Here is a 12,387-nt window from a genome sequence, read left to right as displayed (position 1 = left end):
GTCTGAAGCAATTTAGGCGGCGTGCCGGGGATGGTCAAGCTGTAAGCTTGCGGCCCGGAAGAACGGGCGGCGGCCGCGCTCGAATGATCAGATGAAAGCCGTCCGGCGGGCGCGTCGAGCGGGTCAGGCGGATGCGAAGGCCGGGTTCGGGAAAACCGGCTTCGCGAAACGGCGCGCGGCGTGCATATTGTGGCTGTCGCAAGCATCCCGGAGACGCCGCACGTGACCCCCTCATCCTCGCAGTCCGCCGCCCCGGCATCGCTCGACGCATGGCTCGGCAAGACCGAAACCTTCGCCGACGACATTACCGCGTTCCCGTTGAACGCACTGGCCGCCACGCTAGACCGCCCGTCGCCGGGCGGGATCGTGCCGCCGATGTGGCACTGGCTTTACTTCCTGCCGGTCGCGCCGCTGGCCGAACTGGGCCCCGACGGCCACCCGAGGCGCGGCGGTTTCCTGCCGCCCGTGCCGCTGCCGCGCCGCATGTGGGCCGGCGGCCGCCTGACGTTCCATGCGCCGCTGCGCACGGGGCGGCGCGCGACGCGCGAATCGACGATCGCGCACCTCGAGGACAAGACCGGGCGCAGCGGCCGGCTCGTGTTCGTGACGGTGCAGCACCGGATCGAATGCGACGGCGCGCTGTGCGTCGAGGAGGAGCACGACATCGTCTATCGCGACGCGCCGCGGCCGGGCGCCCCCGCGCCGAAGCCGGTCGCGGCGCCGGCGGGCGAGACGTGGTCGCGCACCGTCACGGCCGATGCCGTGATGCTGTTCCGCTATTCGGCGCTGACCTTCAACGGGCACCGCATCCACTACGACCGCAGTTACGTGACGCAGGAGGAGGGCTATCCGGGGCTGGTCGTGCACGGCCCGCTGATCGCGACGCTGCTCGTCGATCTCGTGCACCGCGAACGGCCCGGCGCGACACTCACGAGCTTCGCGTTTCGCGCGGTGCGCCCGACGTTCGACGGGCAGCCGTTCACGCTGTGCGGCAAGCCGTCGGACGACGGCACGACGATCGAGCTATGGGCGAAGGATCGCGACGGCTGGCTGACGATGCAGGCCAAGGCCACGCTGGCGTAACGCGGGCGTGTGATGCTCAACCAGGCAGCGCGGCAACGGCGAGCACGGCCTTGACGACTTCGTCTTCCATGCCCTTGATATCGGACGGGAAGCGGTTGCGCTGCGGGATGAATACGCTCAGCCCTTCGATCTGCGCGGTGATCAGCGCCGATCGGCGCGCGAGGTGCAGCGGCGACAGCCCGGGGTTGATCGCCGCGACGAAGCCGGCAATCATCTGGCGCTGGAACAGGTAGGCGTCTTCCATCGCCTGCCGCGCAAACTCGTGCGCGTGCGCGAGCGCCCAGAAGTTCACGAACAGGCTTTGCGTTCTCGGCAGCTTCGCATCCTCGATCAGCAGCCGCACCACCTTTTCCAGCCGCGCCTCCGGAGACAGCGCATCGTCGGTCCGGACGCTGTCGTAAGTCTTCGAATACTCCGCGATGGATTCGGCGATGATCGCCGCGTAGAGATCCTCGCGCGCGGGAAAGTAGTGTTGCAGGTTCGACAGCGCGATGCCTGCGCCGGCCGCTACCTTGCGCATCGTCAGGCCGCCGTAGCCGTCGACGAGGAAGATCTCGATCGCGCTCTCGAGAATGCGGCCCACCGTATTGCGGCCGCGCCGGGTCAGCGTGCGCGCACCGTCGGTTGCCTTCGTATCCGACGGGGATTCCGATCGACGTGGCGACGCGGGGTCCGCGCGAATGTCGTCAGGGTTCGTCGATTTCGGTTCCATCGAAGTCTCTCCTTCACGGGCAACGCGTGCCCGGCTCATCCAGATGTCAAGCTGATTGTAGGTTAAGCGACCTATCGGCTCAAGACGAACCGGTTGCGTGCGGGCGCGCGGCGGCCAGGAGACGTTGCCTGAGTTCGTTTGCGCGTGAGCTGTGCGTGATTTTTACGCGCATCGATACCTCGTTCGAGTGCCCCGATTTCCGTCTGTTTGCCGACCGACATGCCTGTCATGCAGCCCGTTGCGACGTCATGTTGTTTGTAGGTCAATTAACCTAATAAGAAGGTAGAATGCGATGATCGGGTGTGCCGGTCGGATTTGGCGGTAACCACCTACAGCTTGCTGCGATCCGGATCAAGAAGAAAAGGCGTTAAAAATTCCGCTAAATATGCTGAATTCGATGTGACTTTTCCACGTGACGCATTGTGCCGGCGTGCAAGGGTTTCACCCGACTTGTGGCATTGAATGGCCATGCGTATAACGCTAAATAGGTCGAATGACTCAATTTGGAGGCGAGGAAGATGGCAGGGACGCAAATTCCCGGCGTGACCCGACGAACGGCGGCCGCGCTGTCGCTCGCCATGCTGCGGGCCGTCGCCAGGGCCGAACCCGGGTGCCTGCCCGATGCCGGCCGGCGCGCATTCGGGATCGACAGTGCGATGTGCCATGCGATCGACAAGTCGCAGGGCGCGATTGTCGGCCCGAGCCTCTTCGGCGTGTTCGGGAGGCCCGTCGGCAAGCTGCCGGGCTTGACGTACAGTCGGGCGCCGGCGGCGTCGACTGGCAAGTGGGACGTGCGGGAACTCGACCTGTTCCTGAAGGCGCCGGCCGTCGAGCGGCCCGGTACGTCGATGCCGTTTGCCGGCGTCGGGAACGACACGCAGCGCGCGTCGACGATCTGCTACCAGAGGGGAATGCGCTGACGCGCGTCCCGGCTGGGCCGTCAGCCAGTGGGGCGCGGTTCTCGCGACCGACGATGGCGGCGACACCTGGGTCACGCCGCGACTCGATACGCCGTAACACGCCTTTCACCAACGAGGACATTCATGTCGCTACTCAAAGACAATATCCCGCGCCGGGTGCTGCTGGTGCACGCTCATCCGGAACCTCAATCGTTCACGTCGTCGATGTTCCATGCGGCGCGCGATGTGCTGCTGCAGGCCGGCGACGAGGTCCGGACCTCGGATCTCTATGCGCTGGACTTCAATCCGGTGGCGAGCGCGTCGGATTTTGTCGCGCGCGACAACCCGGACTACCTCGTTTATGCGAAGGAGCAGCGGTCGGCGCGCGACAAGGGCGTGCTGGCGGCCGATATCGCCGAGGAAGTCGACAAGGTGCTGTGGGCCGATCTCGTGATCCTCAACTTTCCGATCTTCTGGTTCTCGACGCCTGCCATCCTGAAGGGCTGGATCGACCGCGTCTTTCTGTCGGGCCCGTTCTACGGCGGCATGCGCTTTTACGATCGCGGCGGGCTGAAGGGCAAGCGCGCGTGGGTCACGGCAACCCTCGGCGGCCGGCCGCACATGTTCGGAAAGGATGCCGTCCATGGGGAACTCGACGCGATGCTCGCGCACCTGCTGCGCGGCACGCTCGGCTACGTCGGCTTCGACGTACTCGAGCCGTTCTTCGGCTATCACATTCCGTATCTCGACGAAGCGGCGCGCGCGGAGATTTTCGATGCGTTTCGCGATCAGGTCGCGAACTGGCGCACGCGGCCGACGCTGTCGTTCCCGTCGCTGGACGATTTCGACGAACGCCTGTATCCGCGCGCGGCATCGGGCGGGGCATCGCGCTGAATCGTGCGCAAGCACTGCCGTATCGCGGTGCATGCGGACCTCGACTTTCAACGTTCCCCGTACCGGAGCACATGATGTCCAGCAAGACCCCGCTCGACTCCGCGCGTTTCGCCGGATGGAGCGCCATCGTCGGCGCGTTGCTGATCTATGTCACGGCCGGCCTGTCGACGATGGCGACAGGTCTGGATACCGAACTCGTGTTCCGCGGCGACGACATGCTGGCGCTGCCCGCCGGATCCCTCGCCGCGTTCAGGTGGGCGATGGTGACGGACGTGTTCGGGTTCTATCTTTCGTTCCTGCCGGTCGGCGCGTGGCTGTGGCACGCGTTCGATCGGGAGTCCGCCGCGCAGCGGGTGACCGGCCTGGCCGCGCTGGCGATGTTCGTGACGCTCGGCGTGTGCGGCGCGGCGTTGCAGATGGCGGCGCTCGGTCCGCTTTCCGACATGTATGTGCGCGGTACGCCCGAAGCGAGGACGGCGGCGGCGGTCTCGTGGACGACGATCGCGCACGTCGCGCAACGCGGGCTCTGGTGGTTCGAAGGGCCGGTGATGGCCTTCTGGATGGCGACGACGGGCAGCCGCCTGAAGCAGGCGGCATGGGGCGGCGGCAGTCTGCTGCAGTTCCTGGCGGTGCTGGTCGGCGCATTCTTCGTGTCGGGCCTGTTTCCGCAGCTCAACGGCGTGACGGCGGGCCTCGAAATGGCCGTGGTGGTGATCCTGCCGCTGTGGATGATCCGGTTCGGCGTCGGGGCGCTGCGCCGGGCGGACGACCGCGCAATCGTCGACGGTTTCGCGCGGAGCGGCGGCCGGCCGTGATCCGTGCGTCGCCCTCCGTTCGGTGTCGAACGGTGGGCGACGAATGGGATGCCGTTTATGGGAGACCGGGTTCCGCCATGCCGTGCGTCGGCCCGACCGGGCGGCGACCGGCACGCGTTGCGGCGAACCGCTGTAAGCTGCATATCGGCCGCACACCGCACGCCGCACGCCGTTCGGCCAGCCCATCCACGTACTGATTCGGGAGCCCCCATCTTGGCCACCTACATTGTATTTACGCGGGAAAGCACGCAGGACCAGCATGAACTCGACGTCTACCAGAGCAAGGTCGGCGCGACGCTCGCCGGGCATCCGGTGAAGGTGCTCGCGGCCTACGGGCCGCAGGAAACGCTCGAGGGCGAGGGCCCGGAAGGCGTCGTGATCGTCGAGTTCCCGTCGAAGGAGGCCGCGCACGCGTGGTATCACGGCCCCGACTACCAGACCGTCGTCCAGCACCGGTTCAAGGGCGCGCGCTATCGCGCCGTGCTGGTCGAAGGCGTCTGAACGCCCGGCATCGGGCGCATCCTGTGGAGCCTTGCGACGCAGGACGTCCGGCCTGCCCATGAATCCATCGACTTCCGCCACCGCAGCCGTTCGCCCGCCGATGGGCCGCGCCGCGATTGCGCTGCTCGCGATCAGCGTCGCGTTGTATCTGGTTGCCATGTTTGCGGTGCCGTTCCGTACCGGCGCGCCCGATCCGCACCCATGGGCCGCCGGCTGGCAGGTGTTGCTGACCGGCTGGATGGGCGTGCTCGGCGGCATCTACGCATGGCTCGCGAATCCGCTCGTGTTCGGCGCATGGCTGCTGACGGCGAGGCGTTACCGGACGCAGGCGGTCGTACTGGCCGTGCTCGCGTTGCTGTTCGGGCTGAGCTTCCTGTCGCAGCACCAGATTGCGGTCAACGAAGCGGGAGACGTCGAACCCGTGCATCTCGACGCGATCGGCTATTGGTGCTGGCTCGCGAGTTTTACCGCAGCCGTGGTCGGCGCGGTGCTGTTGCCGGGGCGGAAGCGGTAGCGTGCGGTGCAGCCGCATGCGCTTCCACTTGTCTCATGAACGGGGCAACGCCCGAGAGCGGCACGCGGTCGGACCGCGTGCCGGATCCGCCGGTCGATCCACTGTCGCGCCTGTTCACGTGCGCAGACAAGCCGGTCGATCATGCCGGTCCGGCAATCCTCAATTGCATCCGAATCGATCGATTCGATACAGGATGTCGGCGACTTCCTCCTTGTTCAGGATGTCTCCTTTCAAGGTGGAGGCTTTGACGGACGGCTGGAAATCGCGCCTGTGTTGATTGAATGATGCCGGCGCGATTTCGCGAAGCCCGCACATCGCATACAGCTTCGCTTCAACGGTTGCGTGCCTGGATTGCAGTGTCTCGACGAAGCGGGTTTGCGCGCCCGGCGTTGCCAGTATTTCCCGATAGATTTTTTCCTCCGGGCTGACGTGGCCCGCAAACCCTGTCGCTCCCAGGGAAAAGACACCGATTTCCTGGAAGCTCGCCTTCGGATCGGCTTGAGAGGGACTGGGCGCCGCAAGAATCGGGCTTGAAAGAGCCAGCAATACGACGAGAATTTTTTTCAAGGGCGGTGTTTGTTCCGTGCGGAGATATCGGAATTTCCGGTATTCCGCCACACCTCATGCGTCGACGTGTGGCGGATCAACCGTGCGCGTGCCCGCTTACCGCACGTGCGGCAGCAACGCCCGCAACCAGTACGACACCGCCACCGCGCCGCCATCCGGCGTGCCGATCGCGCGCTCGCCGAGATAGCTCGCGCGCCCCGCGCGCGGCGTCATGCGTGCGGTTTCCTGCGCGCCGTGCTCGGCCGCTTCGACAGCAGCCGCCCAGGCGCCCGCGGGTTCGCGATCGTTGTCGAGCCCGCGTTCGAACGCCGCGACGGCCGGCACCAGCGCATCGAGCATCGTCCGGTCGCCGGCGCGCGCGCCGCCCAGTTCGCTGATCGAATCCACCGCGCCGCGGAATGCCGCGGCCCAGTCGCGCGGCGACGGTTCGGCGAGGTCGGCCAGCCGGCGCGACGCGCGCAGCAGCGCGGTCGCATAGAACGGCCCCGAACTGCCGGCGATCGCGCGGCGCAACGCGGCGCCAAGCGCCGCGAGCGCACCGGCCGGCGTGCCGTACGCGGTCTCGGGCAGTGCGAGGATCGCCTGCGCGGCGCGCAGCATGCTTGCGCCGAGATCGCCGTCGCCGGCCGCCGCATCGAGATCGGTGAGCGTCTGCTCGTGATCGATCAGGGTCTGCGCGACCGCGTGCAGCGCCGGCTGCAGGCGGGCCGCCCATGCTTGCCCGGCCGCGTCGAGAGGCGTCGGCGGCGCGTCGTGCGCCGCTGCCGACGCCACGCGGATCTGCGTATTCACGGCGCCGCCGCCGGGCCATGCGCGCGCCTGCGTCGGCGCGTCGAGCAGCGCCGCGCGTTCGTCGTTCAGCCGCAGCACCGAGATCGAACAGCCGGGCATGTTCAGCGCCGACAGGAACGTGCCGGCCCAGGCGCGCGCGACGACGATGCCGCGCCGGCTCAGGTTGTCGTACGCCGCGCGCAGCACGATCGCGAGTTCCATGTCCGGCGTCGCGCCGAGGCCGTTGACGAACAGCGCGACACGCTCGCCGCGGTCGAGTACGAGATCGGCGGCGATGCTCGACAGCAGCGTCTCGACCAGTGCGTCGGCGGGCAGCGGCGCGCGGCGTTCGATGCCCTTCTCGCCGTGGATGCCGAGGCCCAGTTCGATCTCGTGATCGGCGAGGCTGAAGCCCGATTTGTCCGCGCCCGGGATCGTGCAGCCGTCGAGTGCGACGCCCATCGTGCCGAGCTCGGCCGCGGCGTCGCGTGCGATCGCCGCGACGCGGGAGAGCGGCAGCCCGCGCGCGGCGGCCGCGCCGGCGAGCTTGTGGATCAGCACGGTGCCGGCGATCCCGCGGCGCTGGCCGCGTTCGACGCGGCCGCGCAGCGACACGTCGTCGGCGACGATGACCGTCTCGACCGGGATGCCTTCCGCCCGCGCCAGTTCGGCAGCGAGCCCGAAATTGAGCCGGTCGCCCGTGTAGTTCTTCACGATCAGCAGCGCGCCGTTCGGGCCGGCGCTCGCGCGGATCGCGGCGAGCACGGCGTCGGTGGACGGCGACGTGAAGACTTCGCCGCAGACGGCCGCGCTCAGCATCCCCTCGCCGACATAACCGCCGTGCGCGGGCTCGTGGCCGCTGCCGCCGCCGGAGAGGATCGCGACGGAGCGCTGGGCCGGCTCGGGCAGCGGCTGGCGGACGAGCACGTGCTCGTCGCCGAGGATCGCGAGATGCGGCGACTGTCGTGCGATGCCTTCCAGCATTTCGCGAACGACATCGGACGGGCGGTTGACAAGCTTTTTCATGGCCAGGGTTCCGGACGGGTGAACAACGCTCGACCGGGCCCGCTCGGGCGCCGGACGGCGTCGTGGTTTCGGAGGTTCGTGCGGGCGCCCGAGTATCGGCATGGCCGGCATCGCCGGGCGCATGCGGCCACGCGGTGGAACACGGCAGGCGACGACGGGCGCGCGCGTTGCGCCACGATACATCAGGTTCGGATGTCGCGGCATGCGGTGGGGCACGATCACGGCAGGCGGCGGCCGGCCGTGGCCCGCATGGCGCTACTTCGCGCTACTTCGCCGCCGCGATCGCCTTCGCGCGAATCAGCCGTGCGGCCTGGATCCGGTTCTTTCAACCCGGAACAAAGACTTTGATTTCCTGAAGTCTTTCCTCCGGGTAGATTGATGGGCGTTGTTGCTGCAAAGATCGGGCTTGAAGGAGCGAACAATACGGGGCGACTTCTTTCATCCGCAAAGTTTCTTCCGTGCGGAAATTCCGGACGTTCCCGGGGCCGTGGGCGAAAGTGGAATCTGTATCGACTGTCTTTCTTTTCCGAATCGACGTCTGGGCGCACATGCTGTAGACAAGCTTTCCAGACGACCGAAGCGATAGCGCGGTCAGGTAAAGTCACCGACTTCGGCAGGAAAATCCCGAGCGGCTGTATGTTGCTCGATGAACATTGCGGAAGAACAGGATGCTCAAGAATCGATCGTCGGATCAGCGGCGCGAAGTGATCGAGGTCGCGAGGTTGTTGTTCGCACATGGCGCTTCGACATTCTCTTTCCGGGCGTTTCAGCTTCTATTTGCATGGATCGTGCTTCGTGGCGATGGTGCGGCCAAATATCTTGCGGCCGTGGTCGCGGCGTCCTGGATCGTCAATCTCGTGGCCTTCCCGCTGAGCGGGATGATGATCGACCGATATGGCGGGGTGAGGGCCCTGAGATTCTCGGTAACGGCATCGTTTGTGGCCGTGCTGGTGTTTTTTGGGCAGCAGCTATCGGGTGCGTTCAATCCGGTCGTTGCGGCTAGCGTATTGATAGCGATGTCTGCTCTCGACGGAATGATGTCAATTTCCCCGAATGCAATCATTGCAAGTTTTGTTCAAGGAAAGCAGCTAACCCGCTATCTTGGATACGCCGCCGGCGTAAACTCCTTGCAGGTCATCGTTGGCGCAATCATCGGGGGCGCTTCGGTCGTCGCGATCGGAGTGACGGGGGCGCTACTTCTGATTCTCGTGCTGTTTGCCGCCTCGGTATGTGCCGTGTGGTCGATGTCGTCAAGGAATTGTGTTCGGGATCGGAATGCGTCTGCTCGAGGGGTGCTCAGGGAAACTTTCATGGGGTTTCGTGCGCTACTGAAAATAGACCCGGAAAAATGGCTGTGTGTTTCGTCGGTTGTAATCAATTTCGTGCTGACGCCATTTCTGTCAATAGTGATTCCGGTGTTTATAAAGTCCATGCTGCATGCACCGGTCAGCTATCTGGCCGCGGCCGAAATTCTGTTTGGCGCCGGAATGCTGCTTGGTGCATTTTCCGCACCGAGGTTAATTGAATACGGTATGTCCCGATTGAAGATCATAATATCGGGGAATTCGATGGTGGGAGCCGGAATGGTGATCGTGATTTTCGTGAATTCCGATGCTATCCGGGGACTCGTTGTGACGACAATCGGATTCGCGCTGAGTCTCGGCAATGTTACCTGTGGCTCGCTCAGGGGATATGCCGCCCCAAATGACATTCGGGGACGGCTGGAAGCTGCAGTCTTTGCATGCTGCGTTGCGTCGATTCCGATCGGAAGCTGGGTGTTCGGATATTTCGTTGCGACCGGCTCGATCGTCTTCCTCGGGCGTGCGATGGCGATCGCAGGAGTTGCGATCATTCTGTCCCAAATCGGCTTGTTGATATCGAGGAATACAGTGCGCATATTGACAATGCCGGAGAGTGAGCTTCGAGGGCTGTATGGTCGAATGTATCCCGATGCTTTCAAGGGTTAAAGCGTTGGTGAATTCCATGAGGTGTTGATCCGACGTGCCATCGAGGATGTCGCGACACGCAGCGTGGGCGCGACTACGGCAGGCGGCGGCCGGCCGTGGCCCGCATGGCGCTACTTCGCGCTACTTCGCCGCCGCGATCGCCTTCGCGCGAATCAGCCGTGCGCGCAGCACGTTGCGGCTGATGCCGAGCAGCCGTGCGGCCTGAATCTGGTTGCGGTGGCTGAATTCGAACGCGACACGCATCACGGTGTCCTCGATGCGCTCGAACAGGTTGCCGTGATCCTCGTCGAACAGGTCGCGCAGCGCGCGTTCGAGCGCGGCCTGCGCGCCGGCGTCCGGCTCCGGCGCGCGCACGGCGTCCGGCGGCAAGCCCGGCGACGCGATGTGCAGGTCGGAGTCCTGCAGCGCATCGTGGCGGCTCACGAGCAGCGCGTGGTGGATCACGTTCTCGAGCTCGCGGATGTTGCCGGGCCAGCCGTGCGCCTCGAGCCGGCGCTCGGCGCGCGGATCGATGCTGCGCGGGCCGTAGCCGAGGCGGCTGCGGTAGTCGTCGAAGAAGTGGCGCGCGAGCGGCAGGATGTCGCCCGGACGCTCGCGCAGCGTCGGCACCGCGAGCTGCACGACGTTGAGCCGGTAGAACAGGTCGCCGCGAAACTGCCCGGTCGCGACCGCCTGCTGCAGATCCACGTTGGTCGCGGCAACCACGCGCACGTCGATCGGCACGCCGGTGCGCGAACCGAGCCGCACGACCTCGCGCTCCTGCAGCACGCGCAGCAGCTTGACCTGCATCGACAGCGGCAGGTCGCCGATCTCGTCGAGAAACAGCGTGCCGCCGTTGGCAGCCTCGAACCAGCCGGGCTTCGCGCTGAAGGCGCCGGTAAACGCCCCCTTCTCGTGGCCGAACAGCTCGCTCTCGACCAGCGTCTCGGAGAACGCGCCGCAATTCACGGCGACGAACGGCCGGTCGCTGCGGCGGCTCAGGCTGTGCACGTGTCGCGCGATCAGTTCCTTGCCGGTGCCTGTCTCGCCGACGATCAGCACGTTCGCGTCGCTCGGCGCGACCAGGCGAATCCGTTCGAGCAGCGCGACCGAACGCGGATCGACGAATACCTGCGCACGGGCGCGGATCGACGTCGCGAGCGCCGGGCGGTCGGGCATCGTGAGGACGGGCGCCGCAGCGGGCCACGCATCGGAAGGGGAATGGTTCATGAGTAGAAGCCCGGCGTCGGACAGGTTCGCTTGAGCGCCCATTCGCCAAGCTCGCGGAGCTTGTACGCGAGCGGGTCGTGGAGCGTGTGGGTGCGCAGGTTGCGCCAGTGGCGGTCGAGCCGGAGTGCGCCGTGCGTCGCGCGCGCGCCGGCGACGTCGAACATGCGCGTGCAGAGATCGAGCCCGGTGCGCGCGGCCGACACCTTCGCCGCGGCCGTCGCGAGCGCGACCTGGCCGCGCTCCGCGTGGGTGAGCGCGGTGTCGCGCGCCCATGCGGCATCGAGGCGATCGGCCGCGCGGTCGGCGAGCACGCGTGCGCCTTCGAGCCCGATCCAGAATTCTCCGTACTGGCCGAGGATGTAGGGATCGTCGCCGGTGCTCGCGACCTGCGCGGCGGGCCACGGCCGCGCCTCGTGCAGCGTGTAGTGCCGCGCGTCGTTGAACGCGGCTTCGGCGATGCCGAGATACACGTTCGTCAGCACGAGCTGCGCGACGAGCGGGCGCAGGCATGCGAACGGCGTCGTCAGCGGGCCGGGGTCCGTCAGCAGTTCGTGACTCTCGACGCGTACCTTCTCGAACGTGACCGTGCCGCTGTCGGTCTGGCGCTGGCCGATGTTGTTCCAGTCGTCGGCGATCGCGATGCCGCTGCGCTGGGTCGGCACGGCCGCGATCAGGAACGCGCGCGTATCGGCATCGTGCGCGGACGCGATCAGCATCTGCGAATCGAGCGCTCCCGAGCAGAAGCTCTTCTGGCCGCTGAATTCGCGCCACGCGCCGTGCGAGCGGCTGACCGTGCGCTCGTCGAGCGGGTTCAGCGCATTGCCCCAGAACCACTGCTGCCGCGCGGTGCGCTCGAACCACGATTCCCATTGCGCGGGCGCGCCGAACAGCCGCACGGTCGCGAGCATCAGGTGATGGAAGCCGAACACGTGCGCGAGCGAGCTGTCGGCGGCCGCGAGCACGCGGACCACGTCGAGCGTCGTGCGCCAGTTCGCGCCGAGGCCGCCGTAAGCGGCCGGAATGCTGAGCGCGAGCAGGCCGCTGTCGCGCAGCAGATCGCGCTCGGCCTTCGGCGTGCCGCCCTGCTGGTCGCGTTCGGCGGCGGTGCGCGCGAAGCCGGCCGCGAGGCGCTCGGCCGTCTGCAGGGCCCCGTCGTGGTCCGGTTCGTCGCGGGACGGCGCGACGACGCGCAGGTCGGCCGCGCGTGGCGATACGGAAATGGATGTCATGGCGATGAGTGCGTCGGGTCGCTGCGCGACAACGGCCGGGCCGCGACCGGCGTGGCTGACCGGGTGCTGCGTGATCAGCAGAGTGTTCAACGTTTTGCGTAACGCTGGAAACATCGATTTCTGATAACCAATGCCGGATTGCTGCGCTGGACGCAGCGATGCGCGCCGCGTGCCTGCCGGAATCCGCGCCGAAGCGGAAA

General features: G+C 66.5%; 12 protein-coding genes. 7 read left to right on the top strand and 5 right to left on the bottom strand.

Annotated features, from left to right (window positions below; genetic code table 11):
* Positions 1-222 precede the first annotated feature (222 nt).
* Positions 223-1,083: an FAS1-like dehydratase domain-containing protein gene (locus GQ57_RS07980; RefSeq protein ID WP_034197566.1), complete on the top strand. Its 861-nt coding sequence runs from the start codon at positions 223-225 to the stop codon at positions 1,081-1,083.
* Between the two features lie 16 nt (positions 1,084-1,099).
* On the opposite strand, the gene GQ57_RS07975 is transcribed toward GQ57_RS07980, so the two are convergent.
* The gene (locus GQ57_RS07975) at positions 1,100-1,795 is read right to left on the bottom strand and encodes a TetR/AcrR family transcriptional regulator (RefSeq protein ID WP_031398050.1); all 696 of its coding nucleotides are present in this window, start codon (positions 1,793-1,795) and stop codon (positions 1,100-1,102) included.
* A 518-nt stretch (positions 1,796-2,313) separates the two neighbouring features.
* Here GQ57_RS07975 and GQ57_RS07970 point away from each other — a divergent pair.
* From GQ57_RS07970 to GQ57_RS07950, 5 genes are all read left to right on the top strand, one after another.
* A complete protein-coding gene (locus tag GQ57_RS07970) occupies positions 2,314-2,715 on the top strand; it encodes a c-type cytochrome (protein ID WP_052001168.1) in 402 nt (133 codons plus the stop codon).
* A 123-nt stretch (positions 2,716-2,838) separates the two neighbouring features.
* Entirely contained in the window at positions 2,839-3,588 is a 750-nt protein-coding gene (locus GQ57_RS07965; protein WP_034197565.1) for an NAD(P)H-dependent oxidoreductase, read from the top strand.
* Between the two features lie 74 nt (positions 3,589-3,662).
* Positions 3,663-4,403 (top strand): hypothetical protein, encoded by a 741-nt coding sequence (locus GQ57_RS07960; RefSeq protein ID WP_063934562.1) that lies wholly within the window; start codon positions 3,663-3,665, stop codon positions 4,401-4,403.
* A 213-nt stretch (positions 4,404-4,616) separates the two neighbouring features.
* Positions 4,617-4,904, top strand: coding sequence for a DUF1330 domain-containing protein (locus GQ57_RS07955; protein WP_031398054.1), 288 nt, complete (start codon positions 4,617-4,619; stop codon positions 4,902-4,904).
* A 58-nt stretch (positions 4,905-4,962) separates the two neighbouring features.
* Positions 4,963-5,418 carry a hypothetical protein gene (locus GQ57_RS07950; RefSeq protein ID WP_152603216.1) on the top strand — a complete coding sequence of 152 codons (456 nt, stop codon included), beginning with the start codon at positions 4,963-4,965 and terminating at the stop codon, positions 5,416-5,418.
* A 159-nt stretch (positions 5,419-5,577) separates the two neighbouring features.
* On the opposite strand, the gene mchS3 is transcribed toward GQ57_RS07950, so the two are convergent.
* Both mchS3 and GQ57_RS07940 read right to left on the bottom strand, forming a co-directional pair.
* Positions 5,578-5,985, bottom strand: coding sequence for an MchS3 family protein (gene mchS3, locus GQ57_RS38130; protein ID WP_052001164.1), 408 nt, complete (start codon positions 5,983-5,985; stop codon positions 5,578-5,580).
* 96 nt (positions 5,986-6,081) lie between these two features.
* The gene (locus tag GQ57_RS07940) at positions 6,082-7,782 is read right to left on the bottom strand and encodes a dihydroxyacetone kinase family protein (protein ID WP_034197563.1); all 1,701 of its coding nucleotides are present in this window, start codon (positions 7,780-7,782) and stop codon (positions 6,082-6,084) included.
* Positions 7,783-8,450: 668 nt separating this feature from the next.
* On the opposite strand from GQ57_RS07940, the gene GQ57_RS07935 reads away from it, so the two are divergent.
* On the top strand, positions 8,451-9,749 hold the full coding sequence (locus tag GQ57_RS07935) for an MFS transporter (protein WP_081896619.1): 1,299 nt from the start codon (positions 8,451-8,453) through the stop codon (positions 9,747-9,749).
* A 120-nt stretch (positions 9,750-9,869) separates the two neighbouring features.
* On the opposite strand, the gene GQ57_RS07930 is transcribed toward GQ57_RS07935, so the two are convergent.
* Both GQ57_RS07930 and GQ57_RS07925 read right to left on the bottom strand, forming a co-directional pair.
* Positions 9,870-10,958: a sigma-54 interaction domain-containing protein gene (locus tag GQ57_RS07930; RefSeq protein WP_034197561.1), complete on the bottom strand. Its 1,089-nt coding sequence runs from the start codon at positions 10,956-10,958 to the stop codon at positions 9,870-9,872.
* Complete coding sequence (locus GQ57_RS07925; RefSeq protein WP_425322006.1) at positions 10,955-12,187, bottom strand: acyl-CoA dehydrogenase family protein; 1,233 nt, start codon at positions 12,185-12,187, stop codon at positions 10,955-10,957. The genes GQ57_RS07930 and GQ57_RS07925 overlap by 4 nt, the downstream gene beginning before the upstream one ends.
* Positions 12,188-12,387: the final 200 nt, after the last annotated feature.

Origin of the sequence: Burkholderia sp. MSh2 (assembly GCF_000731655.1) — a bacterium.
In the GTDB taxonomy this organism is placed as follows: Bacteria; Pseudomonadota; Gammaproteobacteria; order Burkholderiales; family Burkholderiaceae; genus Burkholderia; species Burkholderia paludis.
The sequence above is the reverse complement of the archived record's forward strand: the minus strand, read 5'-3'. Positions and strand labels throughout refer to the sequence as shown.

Bases quoted from the DNA above. Each gene is read 5' to 3' on its own strand.
- GQ57_RS07970 (WP_052001168.1), top strand. From the start codon at position 2,314: ATGGCAGGGACGCAAATTCCCGGCGTGACCCGACGAACGGCGGCCGCG.
- GQ57_RS07930 (WP_034197561.1), bottom strand. From the start codon at position 10,958: ATGAACCATTCCCCTTCCGATGCGTGGCCCGCTGCGGCGCCCGTCCTC.
- GQ57_RS07975 (WP_031398050.1), bottom strand. From the start codon at position 1,795: ATGGAACCGAAATCGACGAACCCTGACGACATTCGCGCGGACCCCGCG.
- GQ57_RS07960 (WP_063934562.1), top strand. From the start codon at position 3,663: ATGTCCAGCAAGACCCCGCTCGACTCCGCGCGTTTCGCCGGATGGAGC.
- GQ57_RS07935 (WP_081896619.1), top strand. From the start codon at position 8,451: ATGCTCAAGAATCGATCGTCGGATCAGCGGCGCGAAGTGATCGAGGTC.
- GQ57_RS07925 (WP_425322006.1), bottom strand. From the start codon at position 12,187: ATGACATCCATTTCCGTATCGCCACGCGCGGCCGACCTGCGCGTCGTC.
- GQ57_RS07940 (WP_034197563.1), bottom strand. From the start codon at position 7,782: ATGAAAAAGCTTGTCAACCGCCCGTCCGATGTCGTTCGCGAAATGCTG.
- GQ57_RS07965 (WP_034197565.1), top strand. From the start codon at position 2,839: ATGTCGCTACTCAAAGACAATATCCCGCGCCGGGTGCTGCTGGTGCAC.
- GQ57_RS07950 (WP_152603216.1), top strand. From the start codon at position 4,963: ATGAATCCATCGACTTCCGCCACCGCAGCCGTTCGCCCGCCGATGGGC.